General features: G+C 44.3%; 22 protein-coding genes. 19 read left to right on the top strand and 3 right to left on the bottom strand.

Going from position 1 to position 23,561, the window contains the following annotated elements; genetic code table 11:
• From DS742_RS16460 to DS742_RS16520, 13 genes are all read left to right on the top strand, one after another.
• Positions 1-1,677, top strand: coding sequence for a recombinase family protein (locus DS742_RS16460; protein ID WP_117418070.1), 1,677 nt, complete (start codon positions 1-3; stop codon positions 1,675-1,677).
• Entirely contained in the window at positions 1,674-3,293 is a 1,620-nt protein-coding gene (locus DS742_RS16465) for a recombinase family protein (RefSeq protein WP_117418071.1), read from the top strand. The genes DS742_RS16460 and DS742_RS16465 overlap by 4 nt, the downstream gene beginning before the upstream one ends.
• Positions 3,280-3,681, top strand: coding sequence for a recombinase family protein (locus tag DS742_RS16470; RefSeq protein ID WP_117418072.1), 402 nt, complete (start codon positions 3,280-3,282; stop codon positions 3,679-3,681). Before DS742_RS16465 ends, DS742_RS16470 begins: the two co-directional genes overlap by 14 nt.
• Positions 3,682-3,703: 22 nt before the next feature.
• The gene (locus DS742_RS29795) at positions 3,704-4,873 is read left to right on the top strand and encodes a peptidase G2 autoproteolytic cleavage domain-containing protein (RefSeq protein ID WP_117418073.1); all 1,170 of its coding nucleotides are present in this window, start codon (positions 3,704-3,706) and stop codon (positions 4,871-4,873) included.
• 421 nt (positions 4,874-5,294) lie between these two features.
• Positions 5,295-6,083 carry a serine hydrolase gene (locus DS742_RS16480; protein WP_117418074.1) on the top strand — a complete coding sequence of 263 codons (789 nt, stop codon included), beginning with the start codon at positions 5,295-5,297 and terminating at the stop codon, positions 6,081-6,083.
• A gap of 36 nt (positions 6,084-6,119) precedes the next feature.
• Complete coding sequence (locus tag DS742_RS16485; protein WP_117418075.1) at positions 6,120-7,205, top strand: dipeptide epimerase; 1,086 nt, start codon at positions 6,120-6,122, stop codon at positions 7,203-7,205.
• Positions 7,206-7,272: 67 nt separating this feature from the next.
• Positions 7,273-9,207 (top strand): peptide ABC transporter substrate-binding protein, encoded by a 1,935-nt coding sequence (locus tag DS742_RS16490; RefSeq protein WP_117418076.1) that lies wholly within the window; start codon positions 7,273-7,275, stop codon positions 9,205-9,207.
• A gap of 136 nt (positions 9,208-9,343) precedes the next feature.
• A complete protein-coding gene (locus DS742_RS16495) occupies positions 9,344-10,285 on the top strand; it encodes an ABC transporter permease (RefSeq protein WP_117418077.1) in 942 nt (313 codons plus the stop codon).
• The gene (locus DS742_RS16500) at positions 10,282-11,268 is read left to right on the top strand and encodes an ABC transporter permease (RefSeq protein ID WP_117418078.1); all 987 of its coding nucleotides are present in this window, start codon (positions 10,282-10,284) and stop codon (positions 11,266-11,268) included. Before DS742_RS16495 ends, DS742_RS16500 begins: the two co-directional genes overlap by 4 nt.
• 11 nt (positions 11,269-11,279) lie before the next feature.
• Positions 11,280-12,332, top strand: coding sequence for an ABC transporter ATP-binding protein (locus tag DS742_RS16505; protein ID WP_117418079.1), 1,053 nt, complete (start codon positions 11,280-11,282; stop codon positions 12,330-12,332).
• Positions 12,332-13,264 (top strand): ATP-binding cassette domain-containing protein, encoded by a 933-nt coding sequence (locus tag DS742_RS16510; RefSeq protein ID WP_117418080.1) that lies wholly within the window; start codon positions 12,332-12,334, stop codon positions 13,262-13,264. Before DS742_RS16505 ends, DS742_RS16510 begins: the two co-directional genes overlap by 1 nt.
• A gap of 79 nt (positions 13,265-13,343) precedes the next feature.
• Positions 13,344-14,234, top strand: coding sequence for a C40 family peptidase (locus DS742_RS16515; protein ID WP_117418081.1), 891 nt, complete (start codon positions 13,344-13,346; stop codon positions 14,232-14,234).
• Positions 14,235-14,255: 21 nt separating this feature from the next.
• Positions 14,256-15,101, top strand: coding sequence for a serine hydrolase (locus tag DS742_RS16520; RefSeq protein WP_117418098.1), 846 nt, complete (start codon positions 14,256-14,258; stop codon positions 15,099-15,101).
• 4 nt (positions 15,102-15,105) lie between these two features.
• Here DS742_RS16520 and DS742_RS16525 read toward each other — a convergent pair whose 3' ends face one another.
• Both DS742_RS16525 and DS742_RS16530 read right to left on the bottom strand, forming a co-directional pair.
• Positions 15,106-15,777, bottom strand: a complete 672-nt coding sequence (locus DS742_RS16525; RefSeq protein ID WP_117418082.1) for a YjjG family noncanonical pyrimidine nucleotidase — start codon at positions 15,775-15,777, stop codon at positions 15,106-15,108.
• 4 nt (positions 15,778-15,781) lie between these two features.
• Positions 15,782-16,420, bottom strand: a complete 639-nt coding sequence (locus tag DS742_RS16530; RefSeq protein ID WP_117418083.1) for a YczE/YyaS/YitT family protein — start codon at positions 16,418-16,420, stop codon at positions 15,782-15,784.
• A 77-nt stretch (positions 16,421-16,497) separates the two neighbouring features.
• Between DS742_RS16530 and DS742_RS16535 the strand changes: the two genes are divergently transcribed.
• From DS742_RS16535 to glyA, 6 genes are all read left to right on the top strand, one after another.
• Entirely contained in the window at positions 16,498-17,121 is a 624-nt protein-coding gene (locus DS742_RS16535; RefSeq protein WP_117418084.1) for a cyclic nucleotide-binding domain-containing protein, read from the top strand.
• A gap of 103 nt (positions 17,122-17,224) precedes the next feature.
• Positions 17,225-17,992 (top strand): M48 family metallopeptidase, encoded by a 768-nt coding sequence (locus tag DS742_RS16540; RefSeq protein WP_242996534.1) that lies wholly within the window; start codon positions 17,225-17,227, stop codon positions 17,990-17,992.
• A complete protein-coding gene (locus tag DS742_RS16545; protein ID WP_117418085.1) occupies positions 17,964-19,085 on the top strand; it encodes an MCP four helix bundle domain-containing protein in 1,122 nt (373 codons plus the stop codon). Before DS742_RS16540 ends, DS742_RS16545 begins: the two co-directional genes overlap by 29 nt.
• Positions 19,045-20,757, top strand: coding sequence for a single-stranded-DNA-specific exonuclease RecJ (recJ, locus tag DS742_RS16550; protein ID WP_117418086.1), 1,713 nt, complete (start codon positions 19,045-19,047; stop codon positions 20,755-20,757). The genes DS742_RS16545 and recJ overlap by 41 nt, the downstream gene beginning before the upstream one ends.
• 22 nt (positions 20,758-20,779) lie before the next feature.
• Entirely contained in the window at positions 20,780-21,904 is a 1,125-nt protein-coding gene (locus DS742_RS16555) for a Gfo/Idh/MocA family protein (RefSeq protein ID WP_117418087.1), read from the top strand.
• Positions 21,905-21,977: 73 nt separating this feature from the next.
• On the top strand, positions 21,978-23,228 hold the full coding sequence (gene glyA / locus DS742_RS16560) for a serine hydroxymethyltransferase (RefSeq protein WP_117418100.1): 1,251 nt from the start codon (positions 21,978-21,980) through the stop codon (positions 23,226-23,228).
• A gap of 97 nt (positions 23,229-23,325) precedes the next feature.
• Here glyA and DS742_RS16565 read toward each other — a convergent pair whose 3' ends face one another.
• Positions 23,326-23,496: a DUF1540 domain-containing protein gene (locus DS742_RS16565; RefSeq protein ID WP_117418088.1), complete on the bottom strand. Its 171-nt coding sequence runs from the start codon at positions 23,494-23,496 to the stop codon at positions 23,326-23,328.
• Between the last annotated feature and the right edge of the window lie 65 nt (positions 23,497-23,561).

Below are 23,561 nucleotides of genomic sequence, written 5' to 3' on the forward strand. Positions count from 1 at the left end.
ATGGCGAGAACGAGCAGAAAACAAATAGATAGTATTGCCCATGTCCCCCATGAAACGATATGGGATACCTGTATTTATGGACGGCTGTCGGATGAAGATGAGCGAAAAAAAGAAAACGATTCTATCGGCAATCAAATTTCCATGTTGGAGCGTTATATCGCTGAAAGACCGTACCTGAAGCTCACCTCTGTTTTTAAGGATGTCAATCAGACAGGAACGAACTTCGACCGCCCCGGCTTCAATGAAATGATGGACGCCATCAAGGGTGGGAAAATCAACTGCATTGTGGTCAAAGACCTGTCCCGTTTCGGCAGGAATTACATCGAAACCGGAACCTATCTTGAAAAAATACTGCCATTTTTTAACGTCCGCTTTATCTCCGTGAACGATGGATATGACAGTTTGAACGCCAACAGTCAGGATGAAGGGTATGCTGTTCCTTTGAAGAACCTGATCCATGATATATATGCCAGAGATATATCGCAAAAGACGAAATCAGGGCTTGCGGTTATGAGAAGCAAAGGAGAGTTTACCGGCTGTGTGGCAGCCTATGGTTATCTAAAAACAGATGGAAATAGGCTGGTAATCGACGAGGAAACCGCACCGGTTGTCAGGAATATTTTCAAATGGGCAGCGGACGGCATGGGTGATATGTGTATCGCTCAAAAACTCAATGCGCTCAGTATTCCCTCCCCAAGCCATTATCGCTACATGAAGGGGATTTTGAAAAACGAGCGTTATGCCAATATGCGATATTGGTACAAAAGCGCCGTCCGCAGGATTTTAATCAACCCGGTTTATCTCGGACATATGGTGCAGGGCAAAACCAAATCTGACCTATGGGGCAAGGGCGGCTGCGTGGAGCTGCCGCAGGATCAGTGGGTGGAAATCAAAAATACCCATGAACCGCTGGTGGATGAAGAAACCTTTTTGGCTGTACGGCAAATCAAGCAGGAACGGGAGTCCAGCGAAAGAAAAGAAATGGAGCCGGGGCGGTCAAATATCTTGAAAGGGCTTGTGTTCTGTGGTGATTGCAAGCGAAGTATGAAACGCCGAAAAATGCCAAAATCAAACGGTTCGGCACTCTATTATTTTAGCTGTGCCACCTACGAGGATATTGCCAAAAATGACTGCGTTAGAAAACGTATGGACGAACCGGATTTACTCTCTATTCTCTATACGGCTATCCGCAAGCAGATTGACCTTGCTGTTGACATGGATCGAATGGTGTCTAAGCTCAATGCAAAGGAAGGATTTTGCCAGCACCAAAGCGAGGTTGACGCAGAAATAACCGAAACTGAAAAGAAGCTGTCCAGACTGTCCATGCTCAGAAGCTCTTTGTATGAGGACTATCAGGAAAAGCTCCTTGATGAAGCGGAATATCTCTTTACAAAAGCAAAGTATGAGAAAGATGTCACTCTTTTGCGCAGCCGACTTGATGAGTTGTCCATGCAAAAGCACCGTCTTGATACCATGCTGACCCCTCAAAACCCATGGATCACAGCCTTGAAGAAATTTAAGAAGAATAAAGCCATAACGGGAGAAATGATTTCCGAGCTGATAGAACGAGTGGAAATATTCAGCGATCAAAGCGTGTCCATCTGCTTCAGGTATAGGGATGAGTTTGAAAGTTTGCTTGGCTTTATTGAGGCGGAGAGTGAGGTGAGGGTTTCGTGAGTATCAAGAAAATCCTTGCCGAGTATATCCGCTTATCCCAAGAGGACGAGAACGAGGGTGAAAGCAACAGTATTATAAATCAGCGGGATCTTCTGAACGCCTTTGTGAAAAGCTCCCCTGACCTCTCACAGTATGAAGTGGTTGAGTTTTGCGACGATGGTTACAGCGGTACGAATTTTGACCGTCCGGGCGTGAAAGCCCTGCTGGATGAAGTGCGTGCTGGAAACATACAGTGTATCATCGTGAAAGACCTATCCCGTTTCGGCAGGAACTACATTGACATCGGAGATTATTTGGAGCAGATATTCCCCTTTTTAGGGGTACGCTTTATCTCCGTAAACGACCGTTTTGATAGCAATGATTTTGACGGCACGACCGGCGGACTTGATGTGGGTTTCAGAAACCTGATTTACTCCCTTTACAGCAAAGACCTGTCACAAAAGGTACGGAGTGCAAAGAAAACCCGCATGGAGAAAGGCGAATTTATCGGCAGCCACGCCCCTTATGGCTATGCAAAGTCGCCGGAAAACCGCAAGAAACTTGTGATTGACGAAAAGGCTGCCGCCGTTGTCAGGCGTATCTTTGCGATGGCGGATGAGGGTAAAAACGCCGTGCAAATTGCCAATGTTCTAAACGCAGAAAACATTCCAACACCATATGTCTATAAACGGCTTATGGGCTGTGACCGCAAATACAATGTGGTTGGGAATACAAACCACTGGATGAACACAACCGTCCTGACCATTATCCGTGACGAACGCTACACAGGAAAAATGGTTAACGGGAAAAATCGCAGCCCCTTTGTCGGGAGTAAGCACGGTAAACGCATCCCGAAAAGTGAGTGGATTGTCGTAGCGAACACCCATGAACCTATTATTTCGGAAGAATTATTTGCTTCGGTTCAGGAGCGTTTCTCTGCCCCTGCGAGGATAAGGACAGAACCGGCCGAGATCAGACCACTGATGGGTAAAGTGAAATGTGGAGTTTGTCGGCACGTTATGCGAAGAAGCAATAGCCCCTCGGCTACGGCATATTATTATTGTGAAAGCCATCAGTATGTGGCTGATAGCACTTGCACAAAGGATAGAATTTCCGAAGTCAGTTTGATACAGACCGTCCTATCTGTGATACATAAGCAAATAGAGGTCATGCTTGATATGGCACAGCTTTTTGACAGGGTGAAAACGCAAAGCCATAATGATATAACCACTCTGACAGAGCAGATCAGGCAGACCCAAGCCGTCCTCACCAAGTTGAAGGCATCCAAAGTTAAGGCATACGAAAGATACAAAGATGGGGCTTTGGATAGGGACAGCTACGCAAGTCAAAAGGCGGATATTAGCAAGGAGATTGCGGAAACAGATGCCCAAGTCGCTGAACTTGAAACGGCATTGCAAAGCCGTTATCAGGAAAAAGGACAGCCGGTTTCGATCATTGAGAGCTTTAAGCGATATGAAGGCTTTACGGAGCTTTCAAGAGAAATGGCAGATGAGCTGATCGACAGTATCTATATCTACGGAAGTGAAGCGATTGAAATTGTGTGGAACCATATGGATGAGTATATGAGACTTGTCCAATGTGTCGAAAAAGGGGTGCGCATAGATGAAAACAGATAATAAAAAGAGCATTTCGAGGAATGCTTGGATATATTGCAGGGTTGCCAGCAATGAGAATAACAGTATAGAGATGCAGCGTGACAGGCTTATCCGCTTTGCCAATGAGCGCGGGTTCAATATCGCCGGGATTTCTCAGGATATTGGCAGCGGTCTTGACTTTTCACGCAAAGGCTTATCTGAAACTAAGCAGGCCGTCTGCTCGAAGAACGCAGATGTTGTTTTAGTTTTCAATGTATCCCGCATCGGACGGGATACATTGAAAACCACTGCTTACATGAAAGAACTAAATACGCTGGGTGCAGAATTTCTTTCCCCGACAGACGGCATAATTGACATAGATTTCTTAGAAGATGCCATTTTAAGATACTACATAAAAGGATTATCCTAATCAAATATTTTTTAGTCCTGACTTGACACCAGCAGGCCCTGCTGGACCCACAGGTCCCATTGGCCCTGCTGGACCCACAGGTCCCATTGGCCCTGCTGGACCTACCGGCCCTATTGGCCCTGCTGGACCCACAGGCCCCATTGGCCCTGCTGGCCCTACCGGCCCTATTGGACTTATTGGTCCTACGGGGGATACCGGACCATCTGGAACTCCTGCTGCGCTTACGAATTTGGTTGATGGAAACCAGATTGGGGCAGTCAGAGGAGTAGGTACGAAAAATGACTATGATATGGGGGGCTATGCATTTGCCGAAGGCTGGCAAACAGCTGCCAGAGCAGGATATTCTCATGCGGAGGGTTATTTATCAGAAACTTACCAGTACTGTTCCCATGCAGAAGGACATGAAACAAAAGCCAGCGGTCACGGTTCCCATGCAGAGGGAGTTAATACAGAAGCCAGCGGGGATGAATCCCACGCAGAAGGATTTTATACTTCTACAAATCAGAGGGAAGGTTCCCATATTATGGGCTTATTTGGGGAGGCTGACAATATATATTCCTGGTTTCTGGCCAACGGAATAAACCCAGATGCAAAAAGCCTGGCTGCAAAAATACTATACGATGGAAATGCTTATATCGATGTAGCTTGGAACGCTGGAGGGGCGGATTATGGGGAATTATTTGAGACTGCTGACGGCAAGACCATAGAACCAGGTTATTTTGTCACTTTTGATGGCGCAGGTCAGAAAATCAGAAAAACTGCTGACTCGGACAGTTACGTTCTGGGAGTAGTTACCGGCACTTCGGGTATTGTGGGAGATACGGGAGAGCTGCGTTGGAAGGGGAAATATCTGACTGACGAGTGGGGAAGGATACAATACCATGAGGTAACGGTGCCTGGCATAAAGGATGATAAAGGAAATGTTCTGTTGCCGGAGCATGTGGAAATACAACCAATTTTAAATCCTCAATGGGATAATACCAGAACGTATATACCGCGTTTAAAACGGCCGGAATGGGTAATAGTGGGGCTTTTAGGAAAACTTCGGGTTCGTGATGATGGAACCTGTATTCCCGGAGGATATTGCCGTTCTTCCGATAACGGTATTGCATCGGCATCTGAGAGCGGATACCGGGTTTTGGAGCGTTTAAGTGAAAATCGGATTTTGATCCTGTACGCTAAGAGCAGTTAAAATAAGACAAGGGTGGGATTCGTATGAATCCCACTCCATTTTGTAAAAAAGTTACGGCTGGATGTCAAAGGATCCGATGTATGTTTTTGTGGTTCCACGAGAAAAACATCTTATAAGTCCAGGTATGCTTTACTAAATCAGGGTACATATATAAGTGGTCATCTCCGCAACATAAAATTTTGGTCAGGATAATAGGTTTTGGAGGCCTTGGAAGTGTACTTTTTAAACTCACCCAAACATTTAGTTTAGAACTATCAATTATTGCTTGATTTTTTTCCAGAATTTATTATACTAAATAGTAAATGACATAAGAAAATTTAATAAAAAAGTCTGAATCAGGTGCAACGAGGTAGCTGTCAACAATGGGTGCAGTGCCTCTTTTTTTATATCAGCTGATAATGACTGACGGGAGTTTTACTAAATGACACTAGATGAGATGCTCAGGAAATTTGAAAAGCTGCCTGGAAAAATCAGTTTTCTTTATGAAAATCTGGAGACAGGAGAGCGCGTGGGATACAGGGAAGATCAGCCGCTCATGGCTGCCAGTGTGATTAAACTGTTTGTTATGGCATCTGTTTTTGATCAGTTTGAAAAAAGGAAGCTGAAACAGGATTTTTCATTACCCATATACAAAAAGGATTGTGTACCGTCCTGTGGTGCGCTTACCTATCTTCACGAAGGAATCTGTGTTACAGCATTGGACCTGGTTACGCTTATGATTATATTTAGTGATAATACGGCAACGAATGTGCTGATTGATTTACTGGGGATGGAGGAGATTAATCGGTATATCGAATCTCTTGGATTTAAAAATACCCGTCTTAACAGGAAGATGTATGATGTTGAGAAATCAGCACAGGGGATTCAGAATTACATAACGGCATCTGAGACGGGAAGGCTGCTTACGATGATGCATCGGGGTGAATTGGTCAGCGAAGCTGCAAGCAGTCAGATGATCTCGATTTTAAAGAATCAACAGCTTTGCAGTAAGATTCCATTTTATCTTCAGGCTTTGGAAGAGGAGCCTGAAATAGCCCATAAGACAGGTGAGGATCGTGGAATTACTCATGATGTGGGGATAGTATATGGAAAAGTTCCATTTCTGGTGTGCTTTTGCGGAAACGAAACGGATACCCCTGCATTTGAACGGATTATGGGAGAACTGTCGCTGGAGTTATACAAAAAAGTTAATGGGACAGGTCAGAAATAAAGCATAGTCAGATCGGATTATAGGAAGGAAATAAAAATGAAAATTGCAAAAATTGAGACGGCAGAAGTAAACATTCCTCTTGTAACTCCATTTAAAACAGCCCTCAGGACTGTGGAGACTGTAAATGATATCGTAGTCAGAATTACGGCAGATGACGGGCAGACCGGATACGGCGAAGCGCCGCCTACGGCTGTGATTACGGGAGAGACGAAAGGGTCAGTCCGCTGCGCCATTGAGGAATTTATTGCACCTGGATTAATTGGGATGGAGATTGAAAATCTGGATGGGATTATGAGAATACTCCATAAATCCATGGTTAAGAATACTTCAGCTAAAGCGTCTGTGGATATGGCAGTCTATGATTTGTTCGCGAAATCCTGCGGGAAGCCCCTCTATAAGGTACTGGGAGGCTGTAAAGGGGAGATAGAGACGGATCTTACCATCAGCGTAAATGGGACAGAAGAGATGGTAAGAGACAGTCTCCGCGCGATCCAACAGGGATTTCGAATACTTAAGATTAAGGTTGGCAAAGAGGGGCAAAAGGACGTGGAACGGATCAAAGCCATTCGCCAGGCTGTGGGACCCGATATTAAGCTTAGGATTGATGCAAACCAGGGGTGGACGGCGAAAGATGCAGTGAGGATTATACGAAAACTGGAAGACATGGGTATTGATATGGATCTGGTGGAACAGCCGGTAAATGCTCACGATTTTGAGGGGCTGAAGCTTGTTACCAGTCAGGTGCAGACTCCGATTCTGGCAGATGAGAGCGTGTTTTCAGCTATGGATGCCATACATATTATTAAAGAACGTGCAGCAGATTTGATCAATATAAAGCTGATGAAAACCGGGGGGATTTACGAAGCTTTAAAAGTCTGTGCCATAGCAGAATGTTATGAAGTGGAGTGTATGATCGGATGTATGCTGGAGAGCAAGATCGCGGTCAGCGCAGCCGCCCATCTGGCGGCGGCAAAGGGTATTATTACCAGAGCAGATTTAGATGGACCGTCTTTATGCAGAGAAGATCCGTATGCCGGAGGACCCTCATTTCTTGGACACAGGATTATAATGAATACGGAGCCTGGGCTTGGAATTTTTAAGGTACCTGTGTTTGGGGAGTAATAGGAACAGACCAATGAGGACACTAATCCCTGACGGGTTTAGAAATAAGAAAAAATGGAGGAAAATTATGAAGAAAAAAAGATTGGCAGCTGGTATTCTCTGTGCAGCTCTTGCGGCAGCAACTGTGCTCAGCGGGTGCAGTACAAAAAAAACTTCTGAGAGCAATGCGGGAACTGCTGAGGGTGGAGCAAAGACGGAAGGAAGCAACGAGCCGGCAGTTTATAAAAAGCTTTATGGTGCAGAGGCAGCAACCCTTAATTATCTCACTTCATCCTCAGAAGTTGATTACAAAATCGGCGCAAATGTGATTGATACTCTGGTGGAATACGACAACAAGGGGCAGATTAAACCGGGCCTGGCAACAGAGTGGACTTATGATGATGCAACTCTTACCTGGACGTTTAAACTCAGAGATGCAAAATGGGTTGACAATACAGGCAAAGAGGTAGGAGCTGTGACAGCTCAGGATTTTGTGGATGCAATGAAGTATGAACTGACTCCGGAATATGAAAGTTCTAATGTACAGAATTTATTCGGTATCATTGCCAATGCCGAAAATTACTACAATGGACTGGTTTATAACGGCGGGGCAGATAAAGATGGCAAGGTATGGCAGCCGGTTGAGTTTTCAGAGGTTGGTGTTAAGGCGGTGGATGAACACACCCTTACCTATACTCTTGAAAAAGAGGTTCCTTATTTCCTTTCTTCCCTGGCTTACGTGGTTTATATGCCGGCGTATGGCCCTCAGCTGGAGGAGCTTGGAAAAGACTTTGCAACAGCAGCAGATAAGATGTATTATAACGGTGCTTACTATCTGGAAGAGTTTTCTCCTCAGGAAAAGCATATTATGAAGAAAAATCTTTTAAATTATGATGCAGCTCTGGTTTATATTGATGAAATCCAGGAAATTTACAATGCGGAATACAATACAATCGGACCTGAGATGGTAAAGCGGGGCGAGGTGGATTACGCGGAGCTCTCTTCTGATATTCTGGATGACTGGCTGAGCAGTGAAGATACAAAGAATTTAATCAGCAGGGAGAGACCGAAAACCAGCTACTCCTATTTTTACTGCTTTAACTTTAATCCCCAGTTTGATGCCCAGTATGAGCCGGAGAACTGGAAAAAGGCAGTAAATAATGAAAACTTTCGTAAGGCTTTATCCTCAGCACTTAATAAGTCCAAGGAAGTGTCTGTTTTAGAATCAGCCACTCCGGATGATTTTGTTATTAACTCCATTACTCCTCCAAACTTTACCTTTAATGCCGAAGGTAAGGATTACACAAAGGTAGGGGATATGGCGAACTTAACCCAGACATTTGATGAGACAAAGGCAAAAGAATACAGGGATCTGGCAAAGAAGGAGCTGCAAGCATCTGGAGTGACTTTCCCCGTGAAGGTGCTGATGCCTTACAATCCGTCTGAAGTGAACTGGGATAAAGAATGCCAGGTAGTGGAACAGCAGATGGAAAGCCTTCTTGGCAGCGATTTTATTGATATCGTTGTGGAAGCAGGTCCTGCAGACGGATTTTTAACGGAAGTCCGCAGAAATGGCAAATTTGCATTTATGAAATGCAACTGGGGTGCAGATTATGCAGATCCTGAGACCTGGACAGATCCGTTTTATCAGAAAAAGGGAGAAAGCGGATATGAACTGGGCTATAAGTATGGAAATATTGCTAAGGCAATCGAAGAAGGAACTCCTTCTGCGGATGCGGCACTGGAATACTTTACTCTGGTCGATCAGGCAAAAGACTTGAAAGTGGATATTAATGCAAGGTATGAGGCATTTGCCAAGGCAGAGGCAAGTCTGGTTGGTCATGCATTTGTGATTCCTTACAGTATTTCCGTCAGCAAGTATATTGCGAACAAGCTGGATGTATTTGAAGGTCAGTATGCACCTTTTGGAGTATCCAATCTCCGGTATAAGGGTCAGCATTTAAATGATCATTTCATTTCCATGGATGAGTATAAGGCTAACCAGGATGCAAATGAGAAATAAACGGTAAGGGAAAACGCCGGATCACAGGCTGTGCTTTTGGTCCGGCGGAAAAATACCGTCTGAAGGGGAGGTGGGCCTGTATTACGTCATCTTCAGAGAGTATTTTTACAAACAAAACAAAGGAGTCTGAAAACTGATGTTACTATACTTAAGCAAAAGAATCGCACGTTCATTTCTTACACTAATCATCATTCTGACCGCTGTATTCTGTCTTCTCCGTCTCATGCCGATTGAAGGTTATTTCCAGAACTTTGATAAAATGACGCCTCAGCAGATCGAAGTGGGATTAAAGGAGATGGGATTATCGGATCCCCTGCCGCTTCAGATTGCTCATTTTTTTCAGAGCCTGCTTCATGGAGATCTTGGAATTTCAAGGATTTACCGCTCCAATGTCCCTGTATCGGATATTCTGGCTGATAAGGTTCCTGTGTCCATTAAGCTGGGAATCTGGTCTATGATTGTGTCTCTTCTCGTGGGACTCCCCATGGGGGCTTTGATGGCAAGGTATCAGTACCGTTGGTTTGACCGGATCGGGACATTTTTTATTGTTTGTATCCAGGCTGTGCCGGCTGCAGTCTATTTTCTTTATATCCAGCTTTATGGGACTCAAATTTTTCATGTAGGGCTGCTGTTTGAGATTGATGATCCCAAATACTGGGTGCTGCCGGTTATTTCCATGTCTCTTGGAAATATTGCATTTTATGGGATGTGGCTGAGACGGTATATGATTGATGAAAGCAATAAGGATTACGTGAGGTTAGCCAAGGCAAAGGGACTGTCGGAAGGTAAGGTTATGTTTAAGCATATTTTCCGCAATGCGTTTGTGCCTCTGGCTCAGTATATCCCCACTGCATTTTTAAATACGGTGATCGGGTCAATCTATATAGAATCTCTGTACAGCATTCCCGGAATGGGAGGTCTTCTGGTGACAGTAATTAAAAAGCATGACAATGCCATGGTACAGGGAATTGTTCTTTTGTATGCCTGTGTTGGCGTACTGGGACTGCTTCTTGGGGATCTTATGATGGTTATGCTGGATCCAAGAATCAGCCTTGGAAAGAAAGCAGGTGACAGATGATGAAGCAATTTTCTTACCGCCATACAAAGGAAGCGGAGTTTATCGAAAATATGGAAGAAGCGGAGCTGTTTACGTTTGGCGGATACAATGAGGCTGAGACGGAGAAAACGGGGTTCAGCAATTATTCTTACTGGAAAAGTACTCTTCATGCCTTTTTTAAAAACCGCATGGCATTTGCTCTGTTAGTACTGTTGATGCTGCTATTGGTATTTACGTTTGTACAGCCTTATCTTCCGGGACAGTATGATCCGAACCTGATCATCAATGATGCAGGTGGAATGCAGTTTCGTAATATTCCGCCTGGAAAACAGTTTATTCTCGGGACCAATTCCATCGGTCAGGACTTATGGGCGCGGATCTGGTCCGGGACAAGGACTTCTCTGTTTATTGGTTTATCAGTGGCACTGGCGGAGGCTGTGATCGGCATTACGGTAGGGGTGGTCTGGGGATATGTCAGGAAAGCGGACTTTATTCTGACTGAAATTTATAATATCATTGATAACATACCAAATACCATTATATTGATTTTGATCTCTTACATATTAAAGCCCAGCGTGAAGACGCTTATATTTGCCATGTGTCTTACGGGGTGGATTCAGATGGCAAGATTTATCCGCAACCAGATACTGATTATCAGAGACAGGGATTATAATGTGGCCAGCCGATGCCTTGGAACACCGACGGTCAGAATTATTGTGAAAAATCTTCTGCCTTATCTGGTTTCTGTCATTATGCTTCGTATGGCACTTACCATTCCGGCAGCCATTGGCAATGAGGTGTTCATTACTTATATCGGTCTGGGGCTTCCGGTTAATATTCCAAGTCTTGGAAATTTAATCAATGAAGGAAGAGCACTGATTACCAGTCCGGCTATGCGCTATCAGCTGGTTTATCCTACCATTATCCTTTCATTTGTAACTATTTCATTCTACATTATCGGCAATGCGTTTTCTGATGCCGCCGATCCTAAGAATCACATATAAGGAGGCTGCCAATGGAACGTGAGACGATATTAGAGGTAAGTGATTTAGATATTACCTTTGAACTGAGAGGAAAACGGCTTCATGCCATCCGGGGAATCTCCCTGGAGCTTTATAAAGGGGAGATTCTGGCGATTGTAGGGGAATCGGGAAGCGGAAAATCGGTTTTTACAAAATCATTTATGGGACTTCTGGATAAAAACGGCAGTGTCAGCGGTGGAAAAGCCGTTTACTACGGCTCTGATGATAAAACGGCAGTTGAATTAACGGGCATTAAGAAAGAAAAAGACTGGTTAAAGCTGCGGGGGCATGAAATTGCCATGATTATGCAGGATCCCATGACCAGCTTAAATCCGCTAAAAACCATTGGAGCACAGATTATGGAGGCGGTTCTCCTTCATCAGAAAGGAAGCAGGGCTGAGGCTAAAAAACGGACACTTCAATATCTGACCGATGTGGGGATTCAGGATCCGGAGAAGCGGTTTTATCAGTATCCCCATGAATTTTCGGGCGGAATGCGCCAGCGTGTGGTAATCGCCATTGCCATTGCCTGCAATCCTCAGATTCTCATATGTGATGAGCCCACAACGGCTCTTGATGTGACCATACAGGCTCAGATTCTGGAGCTGATTAAGGTACTGCGGCTGAAATACAAGCTTTCAGTTATACTGATTACCCATGATCTGGGTGTGGTGGCCAATACGGCAGACAGAGTTGCTGTGATGTATGCAGGAGATATTGTAGAGATTGGAACCAGCGAAGATATCTTTTATGATGCAAGACACCCTTATACCTGGGCGCTTCTTTCTTCTTTGCCCCAGGTTGGGATAAAGGGAGAAGATTTATTCTCCATAGCCGGGACGCCGCCTAATCTTTATGCAGAAATCAAAGGAGATGCATTTGCTCCGAGAAATCCTCAGGCGCTTAAAATTGATTTTGTAAAGAGTCCTCCTTATTTCAGCATTTCCCCTACCCATAAGGCGAAAACCTGGCTGCTTGATGAAAGGGCACCGAAGACGGATCCGCCACAGGTACTAAAAATAATCAGAGAGGGAGGTCTGTTCTGATGGAGCGGGAAGTATTATTGGAAGTAAAGGATTTAGAAGTGACCTTCGGCGAACGGAAAAAGAAATATCGGGCGGTTAAAGGAGTTAATTTTAAGATTTATAAAGGGGAGACCTTTGGACTGGTGGGGGAATCCGGCTCTGGAAAGACCACCATTGGCAGAGCTGTCATGAGAATTATTAAGACCTCAGGAGGAGAAATTCTCTATAAGGGTCAAAAGATAAACGGAGATATATCCGGAGAACTGGACCGGAAGGTAATTCAGGAAATTCAGATGATTTTTCAGGATCCACAGGCATCACTGAATGAAAGAGCCAAGGTGGATTATATTGTCAGTGAAGGGTTAATGAATATTGAAAAAGGGATTTCTGAAAAGGAGAGAAAGGAACGGGTAAACCAGGCGCTTCTTGATGTGGGACTTCTCCCGGAGTTTGCCAGCCGCTTCCCCCATGAATTTTCAGGAGGCCAGAGGCAGCGGATCGGAATCGCCAGATCTCTGATTATGAAACCTGAGTTTATTATTGCAGATGAACCAATCTCTGCGCTTGATGTGTCGGTACGGGCACAGGTTCTTAATCTTCTTACCAGAATGCAGAAGGAACGTCAGATCACCTATTTGTTCATTGCTCATGATTTATCGGTCATGCGGTTTATTACAGACCGGATTGCAGTGATCCGCAAAGGTGAGATCGTGGAGATGGCTGAGACGGAAGAACTGATCACCCATGCCATTCACCCTTACACCAGAGCACTGCTCTCTGCAATTCCCATGCCGGATCCAAAGCATGAGAGGGATAAGAAACTGATGGTTTATGATCCGTCTATTCATGATTATACCACAGACCAGCCTTTCTGGCAGGAAATCAGAAAGGAACATTTTGTGCTGGCGAATAAAAAAGAGGCAGAAGAATATAAGAAATTATATGAGTGTTGACGAAACGGATGAAAGGCAGCGGAAATATCCGCTGCTTTTGACTTGCATGTCCGGTTCTTTGCAATGAAAGGAGGCAGCGATGGAACAGTTTGCAGTGATTATAAAACCGGTAATTACCATATGGGACCGGCCCGAGGAAACAAAAGAAAACAGGGAAAAGAAAATAGTTTCTTCTATTGCAGATGAAGGGATATATGGAATGGGACTCCGGATCAGAGGGGAGGAAGAACAGGGGTTTTACCCGGTTGTGACAGCCTATCATTATCCGGGGTATGTAAGAAAAGAGGATGTGGAACTGACCGGTCTTTCTGCATTGGTTAACTGGGAAGAGGGAGGCCTTATGGTTATAGATGGGGAATTTGTGGACCTCATGTCGCTGCCTAAGGTACAGGGTGTGAGAATCATGAGTGCTCCCAGGGGAGCGCTTATAAAGGTCCTGGAGTTTGAATCCATGGAACCTGGCTGGGCACTGGTGGAGTTATTTGACGGACAGAGAGGATTTGTGAGAAATCAGTATCTGCGCCCGAAAGAATATTCCCAGAGTGGACTGTGGACGGGAAAGCTTCCTCAGAAAGAAATTGTGGATGAAAAGGAATTCCGCCAGGCAGTTGTGGAGAATGCAATGCAGTATTTAGGGACGCAGTACCGGTGGGGAGGAAGAACGCCACTGGGGATTGACTGCTCCGGGCTGACTTCGGAGAGTTATCTGCTGAGCGGGATCATTATCTTTCGGGATGCGAAGATCCAGCCGGGATTTCCGGTCCTGGAAATTCCAAAGGAAGAAATGCTGCCCGGAGACTTAATGTATTTTCCCGGACATATCGCAATGTATATGGGAAATGGCAGGTATATCCATTCTACGGGTAAGATTGGCAGCAGCGGAGTGGTTATTAACAGTTTAAATACGGAGGCAGCAGATTACCGGGAGGATCTGGCGAAGAGCTGGTATGCTTCGGGCAGTATATTCTAAGAGAATGAAATGGAGGATGACATGGATTCCAGATTTACATTAGAAAAAAGAATACAGGCTGAAATTATGAGCTATGACGGGAAGATGGGAATTTATTTAAATGATTTTCATGGGAATGAATTTGCTCTGGGGCAGGAAGAGAAATATGAGACTGCCAGTACCATAAAAACCTTTATTCTGGCCAGTCTGTTTGATGAAGTGGAAAAAGGAAACAAAAGCCTGGAGGACTTTGTAGAATATAAGAAAGAGCATGTGGTGGATGGGAGCGGTGTTCTGGTATCTCTTGAACCAGGGGCTGTTCTGCGGATTAAGGATGCGGCTGTTTTTATGATTATAGTCAGTGATAACATTGCCACTAATATGATTATTGATTATCTTGGGCTGGATACCATTAACCGCTGCATAGAGAAGCTGGGGTGCAAAGATACAGTTCTTTACAATCCCATTCACTTTGACCAGTACCGGAGACTGGGAACCAGTACGCCAAAAGATTACGGCAGTGTTTTTACAAGGCTGGTAAAGGGAGAACTGGTCAGTCCCCAGGCCGATGCAGCGATGATTGAAATATTAAAAAAGCAGCATTACAACAGCATGATCACAAAGGATTTTCCTCCGGTCTATATGGACAGTGACAATACGGATGAAATACTGATTACAGTCGCTTCAAAAAGCGGGAGCATGGACGCCTGCCGCAATGACGGAGGCATCGTATTTACTCCATATGGACCCTATGTGATTGTTATGTTCCATAAGGAATTCTCTGATGCCATGTATTATCCGGCTCATCCGGCTACTGTGTTCGGAGCCAGGGTAAGCCGGCTGGTACTGGATCAGTTCCTGGCACTTGAGGGAAGATTCTGCCTGTAAAAAGCTACAGGCTTAAAAGCTGCGTCAGATCATGGATGGTGTGAGTTGCAGCGGATTCCACAGAGGAATCTGTCCGGATGAAGAGACAGGAATCGATACCGGCGTTCACGGCGCCCTGGATATCGGAACTCAAACTGTCTCCTACCATGATGGTTTCTTCCTGACGAAAATCAGGAATATGGTCAAAACAGTGTCTGAAAAAATGGTAAGATGGTTTCTCATTTCCCACCTTTTCGGAGATAAACATGCCGTCAAACAGGTCGTAGATTCCAGCCTGCTTCAGTCGCGTGATCTGGGTGGAGTAGACTCCGTTGGAAGCGGTGTAAAGCTTTTTCCCCATGCTTTTTAGTTGCAGCAGTGTATCTTCTGCATGGGGGATCAGCTCCGGACTGTTGCCAAGAAAGCTTCGGTAGCGGGATTCTGCCTCTATTCCGTCGACCTCTTTTTTCAGGGTTTGAAAGTATAAGGAGAATCGGGTGTGAAATACTTCTTCTCTGCTGATTTTCTCCTGTTCCAGAAGATTCCAGAGGTTATTATTTATCTTTTTATATTCATCCAGCATGCTGCGTTCAAAAGGCAGGCAATAGGATTCTATTACATTCTGAAAGCTCCGCTCTTCTGCAGCATCAAAATCCAGAATGGTGTTATCAATATCGATTAAGTATGTTTGGTACATATATTCAGTCCTCCATATTCCAGTGTTTCTTAAAAAAGTCATAGCAGATTCCTAACAGCGGGGAAAGGAGTAAAACGCTGATTACGGTTCCTTCCCGGATCTGCAAAGGGGTACGCGCCCATAAGGTAAGGGCAATCGTAACAGCCAGAAATATCACGTCAAAGCTCATGCGTACAGCTGTAAATTTCCTGTGAAAAAGTTCCGTGATGGTCAGACAGAGGCTCTCCAGCGGAAAACGGATAATTCCAATTGCCAGGACTGCGCCAAGGCTTAAGTTAGCTATGATCAGACCTGTAATATAAAGCAATAATTGAAACAGATAGCTTTCAGCTGTAAAACCGGACAAAACCTGGTAGAGAAAAAAGTTAATAATAATTCCATTTGCCATGACAGCTATAATCTGAATGATGTCCTTATAGTTTAATCGGGTATGCCTTAAAAGTAAATAGCTGATAAAGAAAAATGTATTGATCATGTTTAATATGGTACCCACCTTCCACGGAATCAGGAAGGAAAGTGTAACTGCCAGTGCATTTAGGATACTCTGGCCGATAGCTGCTTTTAACTGCAGCGATATTCCAAATCCAAAGAATACAAAGGATAAAATGGAATAAGCAATTAATTTTGAGTTCTTCTTCGTCATTGTTTTCACCTCTGTAATATGATACCATAGATTCTGGATCACCTACTATGAGAAATATCATATCAGAGGAATTAATAATGAAACAATTTATAACTAGTGAGATACCCGGCAGCTTATTAAAAATGGGGCAGGAGAGACATTTTCTGAAAGGCAGCAATATATTTAAGGTAGGGGAGTCCATATCCCGATGCTATTTTATCCGCCAGGGTACGGTGAAAATATATATTGACCATGAAAACGGCCGCCGTTCCATTCTTGATTTTGCGGGAAGAGAGGACTGGCTGGGGGAGCTTTCTATTTTCTGCAATGAGGACTTTACAAAAGAAAACAGAGTGGTGGATGATATTTACTGCCTGGAGTTTGATTTAGGTCAGATCAGGGATATGTGTAAAAAGGATGCCGGAGTGTCCTTTTATTTTGCATCCTATATCTCCGGCAAGCTGATGGCCAGAAGTTTCCGGCTCAGTGAATATTTGAATTATTCTCTGGAAAAAAGACTTGCCTCTTTTATACTTACCCATCACAAGGAGGGGGTGTATGGGATTTCCCATACGGATGTCTCAGAATATATGAATGTCAGCTACCGTCATGTGCTGTTTGTCATGAAAAAGTTCTGTGATGAAGGAATTATGAAGAAAGAGAATGGGTACTTTATTTCTGATTTCGGGAGACTGAAGGAGATTTCGGAACGCTCGGAATAAAAAATCTATTGTTTCCTTTTCTGTTTTTCGATATAATTAGGGGTACGGGTTTCATCGCAAATGAAGAAAAAGATTGGAATTGCATATATGGAAGTGGAGCATAATGAAAGTGGAGCATACTGAAGATAGAAGGAGTACTGGAATTCTGCCCTTTGAAGATGGAAATTTCTGCAGTTACCGGATTGTGAAGTCCAACCGGAAAACCATGGCTCTGCAGATTTCAAAAACTGGTGAAGTCATAGTAAGGCTTCCTTTGTCTGCACCTTACCGTTTCGGACATGAGCTGGTATTAAAAAACAGCAGCTGGGTGTATGAGGCAGTACGGAAGGTGAAGATCCAGGCGGCCCGGCAGCAGCTTTCCTGGACAGACGGGAGTGTTCTGCTGCTTTTTGGGGAAAAGCGTACACTTCGTATTTTACCTGATTTTAAGAGAAAGAAAATTCTGATAAAGGAATCACCAGCTGACTTAACGCTCACTGGTTCCATAAATCCTGAGGATTTAAGGGAAGGGGAGAATGCGGTCAGAATAGTTATTAAGAGCTGGTACAGGCAGCGGGCCAGGCAGTATCTGGAGGAAAAAACGGCTGTCTGGTCACGGATCATGAATACAGATTACGGAAGGATTGCCATCCGGGACCAGGCAACCAGGTGGGGGAGCTGCAGCGGAAAGGGCAATTTAAATTTTAACTGGAGACTTGTGCTGCTGCCGGAAGATCTGGCAGATTACGTTGTGGTACATGAACTGGCTCACCGGTTTTTTATGAATCATTCGAAAGCATTCTGGTCAATTGTTGAAAAAGAAATACCGGATTACCGGTCCAGGAGGAAGAGATTAAGGGAATATGAAAGTGACATCTATCAGAAATATTAAAATTAAAACAAAGCTGCTTTTACTGGGAGCGATCAGTATCCTGGGACTTTTATTTATTGGTACGGAATCTGTTATAACGGCAAGTAAGATCAATGAGGCCAGTACGGTGATTTCACAGTCATGGGTGCCTGCCATCATCATTGCGGAAGAGTTAAATACCAGGACGGCGGATTACCGTATTAAGGAATATAACCATGTGGTTACTACAAGCGGGGCGGACAAAACCAGGCTGGAGCAGGAGATGGAGGCAATCAGAACTGAAATAGACCAGTCATTTTCCCGGTACGAGCTTTATATTGCCGATGAGTCGGACCGTCAGCTGATGGCACAGGCGAAAGACAATTGGAATAATTATCTGGAGTGCAGTGACCGCCTTCTTTCGGTCAGCCGGGAAAACGACTCCGAAGAGGCATTTCATATTATTATGGGAGAATCCAGACAGCTGTTTGATGAAGCAAGCAACGGATTTTTAAAGGTCGTGGATTATAACAGAAAAGGGTCAGAGGCAGCCAGCATTGAAGGCGATCATTTATACATGCGTCTGGCGAAGATGAAAGTCATCAGTGTGGGTGTTGTGGGATTTTTAATTTCCCTCCTTGTGATCTACATTATAATAGCAATTGACAAGCCGGTAAAGGATCTTGTTGAAGGGACCAGGAGAGTGGCAGACGGAGATCTTGACGTATATTTAACCTATCGTTCCAGGGATGAGATCGGAATTCTCACTAATTCAGTCAATCAGCTGATAGACCGGCTGAAACATATCATCGATGATGAAAAATTTTTGTTTCAGGAGATAGGAAGTGAGAATTTTGATGTTAAATCCACTTGTGAAAAGGCATACCGGGGGGATTTTGCACCCATTCTTTATTCCATTACAAGCCTGATGAGCCGACTGTCTGCATCTAAAAAGCGAAAAGAAGGGATGCAGGAAAACGAAGGCGGTGGCAAGAAAGGAGTTCGGGAAATTACAAGGATCAGGAAATTAAAAGAGATGAAAGTATCAAAAGGAAAGACAGCAGAAGAGTGTGTAGTGAAGGAGATCAAAAAAAATGGCGGCAGAAATATGGATGCTTCAGACCAAACGAGCTGATTTTAATGAAATGGCAGAGCTTCATCATATATCGCCTGTAACAGCAAGAATTATAAGAAACCGGGAAGTATTAGGACCGGAAGCAGTGGAAAAGTACTTAAGAGGTGGACTGGATGATTTATACAGCCCCTGTCTGCTAAAAGACATGGATCTCGCTGTACTGATTTTAAAAGAGAAGATAAAACAGTTAAAACCAATCAGAATAGTGGGAGATTATGATATTGACGGAGTCTGCTCTACCTATCTATTGTATCAGGCATTTAAGGAAACTGGTGCAGTGGTGGATTATGAAATTCCTGACAGGATTAAGGATGGGTATGGGATTAATGAATCCATAATCAGGGCGGCTTATGATGACGGGATTGACACGATTGTAACCTGCGATAATGGAATTGCCGCAGTTGAACAGATAAAGCTTGCCAAAGATCTGGGAATGACAGTGATTGTGACGGATCATCATGACATCAGAAAAGAGGAGGGGAAAGAAGTTCTGCCTCCTGGAGATGCTATTGTAAATCCCAAGCAGGATGCCTGTATGTATCCATTTCCCGAGATTTGCGGCGGTATGGTAGCTTTTAAGCTGGTACAGGCTTTGTATGAGGCTTTTGGTATTTCGAAAGAGAAATGGCTGGATATGGTGGAATTTGCTGCCATAGCAACAGTCGGCGATGTGATGAAGCTTCAGGATGAGAACCGCATTATTGTAAAAGAAGGCTTAAAACGTATTGGAAATACAAAAAGTCTGGGGCTTTTAAAGCTGATAGAAAAGAATAACCTGGATAAGGATCACATTACTGCATATCAGATTGGGTTTGTAATCGGCCCGTGTCTCAATGCAGGCGGTCGTCTGGTGACTGCCAAGCTGGCACTCTCTCTGCTTTTATGTCAGGAAGAGGAAGAAGCAGACCGAATGGCTGTTGAATTAAAGGATCTCAATGATCAGCGCAAGGATATGACAAAAGCGGGAACAGATGAGGCTGTAAAGCTGGTAGAAGAGCATTTTTCCCAGGATAAGGTTTTGGTGGTATATCTGCCGGGCTGCCATGAGTCGCTTGCCGGAATTATAGCAGGCAGATTAAGAGAACGGTTTCAAAAACCTGCATTCGTCCTGACAGATGGTGAGGAGCATGTTAAGGGCTCCGGGCGTTCCATTGAGTCCTATCACATGTTTGATGCTTTGATGGAGGTTAAAGAACTTTTATTAAAATTCGGAGGCCACCCAATGGCAGCAGGGCTTTCTCTTCGAAAGGAGAATGTGAATGAATTCCGAAAGGCATTAAATGAACACGCGGATCTTACAGAAGAAGATTTCGTAAAAAAGGTATGGATTGATGTACCGATGCCTCTTGAATACATAAGTGAGCCTCTGATTGAGGAACTGGATTTGCTGGAGCCATATGGACAGGGGAATGAAAAGCCTCTTTTTGCTCAGAAGGATTTGTCTATCCGCAGTGTCCGTGTTCTTGGTAAAAACCGCAATGTGGTTAAATTTTCACTGGCTACAAAGGCTGGGACTCCTATGGATGGGCTTTTGTTTGAAGATGGTGACTCGTTTGTGGAGGAACTGGGAGACAGCCGCCAGCTTGATGTGGTGTATTATCCCGCGGTGAATGAATACAATGGCAGCAAATCCCTGCAGATTATAATAAAAAATTACCGGATCTTAAGCTAGAGCAGACAACAAGGAGAATGGCATGAACACAGTCAGAGCAGTTATAATCGGCTATGGAGGAATGGGAAAAAAATATGCCCGGATGCTGGCAGCGGGAGAAGTAAACGGGATGGTTCTGGCAGGAATCTGCTGTCGGAATGCAAATGGGCAGGAGGAAATTAAGAATCTGTATCCGGATGTAAAGATCTATGACGATGCAGATGCAGTGTTTGCATCCGGGGATGGATTTGATGCAGCGGTGATAGTAACTCCACATGATACCCACGTTCCCATCGGAATGATGGCTGTGCAGGCAGGAAAGCATATTCTTATGGACAAGCCTTTGGGAATTTCGGCAAAAGAAGCGCAGGTACTGGTGACGGAAGCAAAGAAGTCAGGCATTCGCCTTGGGATGATATTTAATACCCGCATGAAAGGCGGTTTCCTTTCTGCCGGAGAGTTTTTAAAAGGCGGAGGGCTGGGAAAAATAACCAGGGCTGTGTGGGTCTGCAATACCTGGTATAGAACTTCTGTCTATCATAGCAGCGCTGCGTGGAGAAGCACCTGGAGCGGGGAACACGGTGGTCTTTTAATTAACCAGTGCCAGCATTATCTGGATATCTGGCAGTGGCTCTTTGGAATGCCTGATGAGGTTTATGCGTCCATTGATTATGGAAAATATAATCCCATTGCAGTAGATGACAGTTTTGATCTTCAGTTTTTCTATAAAAATGGATTTCGGGGTACCTTAATCAGTTCTACTGGAGAAAATCCTGGAACAAACCGCCTTGAAGTATGGGGATCGAAAGGACGGCTGACCATTTCAGACGGAACAGAACTGATTTTTGATGAAAATGCAGTTACCACAGAGGAATTTGACAGGACAAATAAAGATCCGTTCGGAAAACTGGAATATATCCGAAGGCCGCTTGCAGCAAAAAATCATGAAGGACAGGAATACTCCATGATTTTTCAGAATTTTTCAGATCATCTGCGGTCTGGAGAAGCGCTTATGGCTCCGGGTGAAGACGGAATCTGTACACTTATGATGGCAAATGGAGCGTATCTGTCTTCCTGGCTGGAGAAGAAAATCTCCTATCCTTTTGACCAGGATCTTTATGAAAAGCTGTTGGCACAGCACGCAGAGGATGAGAAAGCCTTGACATGATAAGGAAGTTTGCTATATAATCTACCAAAATGCTAAAGAGTAACGATTCAAAAGGAAAAGTGAGGGAATGGACATGGTAAATGAAGTAATGAAGTTTATCACCGGCTTTGACAAAGAAGTAGGAGAAGCCATTGAAAAGGAGTGCGCACGGCAGAGAAGAAATCTGGAATTAATCGCATCCGAAAACATTGTTTCAGAACCGGTTATGATGGCGATGGGAACTGTGCTTACAAATAAATATGCAGAAGGTTACCCTGGAAAGCGTTATTACGGTGGCTGCGAAGAGGTGGATGTTGTGGAAAGCATCGCCATCGAACGCGCGAAAAAACTGTTCGGCTGTGATTATGCCAATGTTCAGCCTCATTCAGGAGCCCAGGCCAATATGGCGGTATTTCTTGCCATGTTAAATCCCGGCGATACAGTGATGGGAATGAACTTAAATCATGGCGGCCATTTAACCCATGGAAGCCCGGTAAACTTTTCCGGTCTGTATTTTAATATCGTTCCTTACGGAGTTAATGATGATGGATTCCTTGACTATGATGAGATGGAGCGCCTCGCTATGGAGCATAAACCAAAGCTGATCGTGGCAGGAGCAAGTGCATATGGCAGAGCCATTGACTTTAAGAGGTTCAGAGAAGTTGCAGATAAAGCGGGAGCTTATTTAATGGTGGACATGGCTCACATTGCAGGTCTGGTTGCAGCAGGACTTCACGAGAGTCCCATTCCTTATGCAGATGTGGTTACAACCACTACCCATAAAACGTTAAGAGGACCAAGAGGCGGAATGATTCTGGCTAACCAGGAGGCAGCTGATAAGTTTAACTTTAATAAAGCAATTTTCCCGGGAACCCAGGGCGGTCCTCTGGAGCATGTAATTGCTGGAAAAGCAGTATGTTTTGGTGAAGCTTTAAAGCCTGAGTTTAAGACATATCAGGAGCAGGTGGTTAAGAATGCCAAGGCTCTTGCTGCAGCACTGGTAAAGCAGGGATTTCATATTCTCACAGGCGGCACGGACAATCATCTGATGCTGATTGACTTAAGAGGTATGGAGGTTACGGGAAAAGAACTTCAGAACCGCTGTGACGAGGTATTTATTACCCTGAATAAGAATGCGGTACCCAATGATCCAAGAAGCCCTTTTGTTACTTCCGGTGTCCGCGTAGGTACGCCTGCAGTTACCTCAAGAGGGTTGAAGGAAGAAGATATGGAAAAGGTTGCGGAATGTATCTGGCTTGCGGCAACTGATTTTGAAAATAAGGCCGGTTACATCAGAGGCGAAGTAACAAAAATCTGTGATAAATATCCGATTTATAACAGCTGATCATATAGAAAGCTGCTGCACTCAGGGTGCAGCAGCTTTATTCATATGCAGAAAGAAATGATTTTTTTCTGCATGTCAGGAGGAAATTAGAACTGGCTTATGCCTGGTTTTTAAAGGATTCGCAGTCTGTGCACTCTTTTTTTGTAGGATTCTCTTCATGAGTACCTACTTTAATTCTTTCCAGTGTGCAGTAGTCAGAGCTTTTGGCATGATAGGCACAATTGTCAATAGTACATTGGATACATTCGTTTTTACCGTTTACTAACATAGATTAACCCTCCTTTAGTGGTTGTTGCATCTATTATTGTAAGCGTTTTTTGATGATTTATTATG

It is taken from the genome of Lacrimispora amygdalina (genome assembly GCF_003432035.1).
Lineage (GTDB): Bacteria > Bacillota > Clostridia > Lachnospirales > Lachnospiraceae > Lacrimispora > Lacrimispora amygdalina.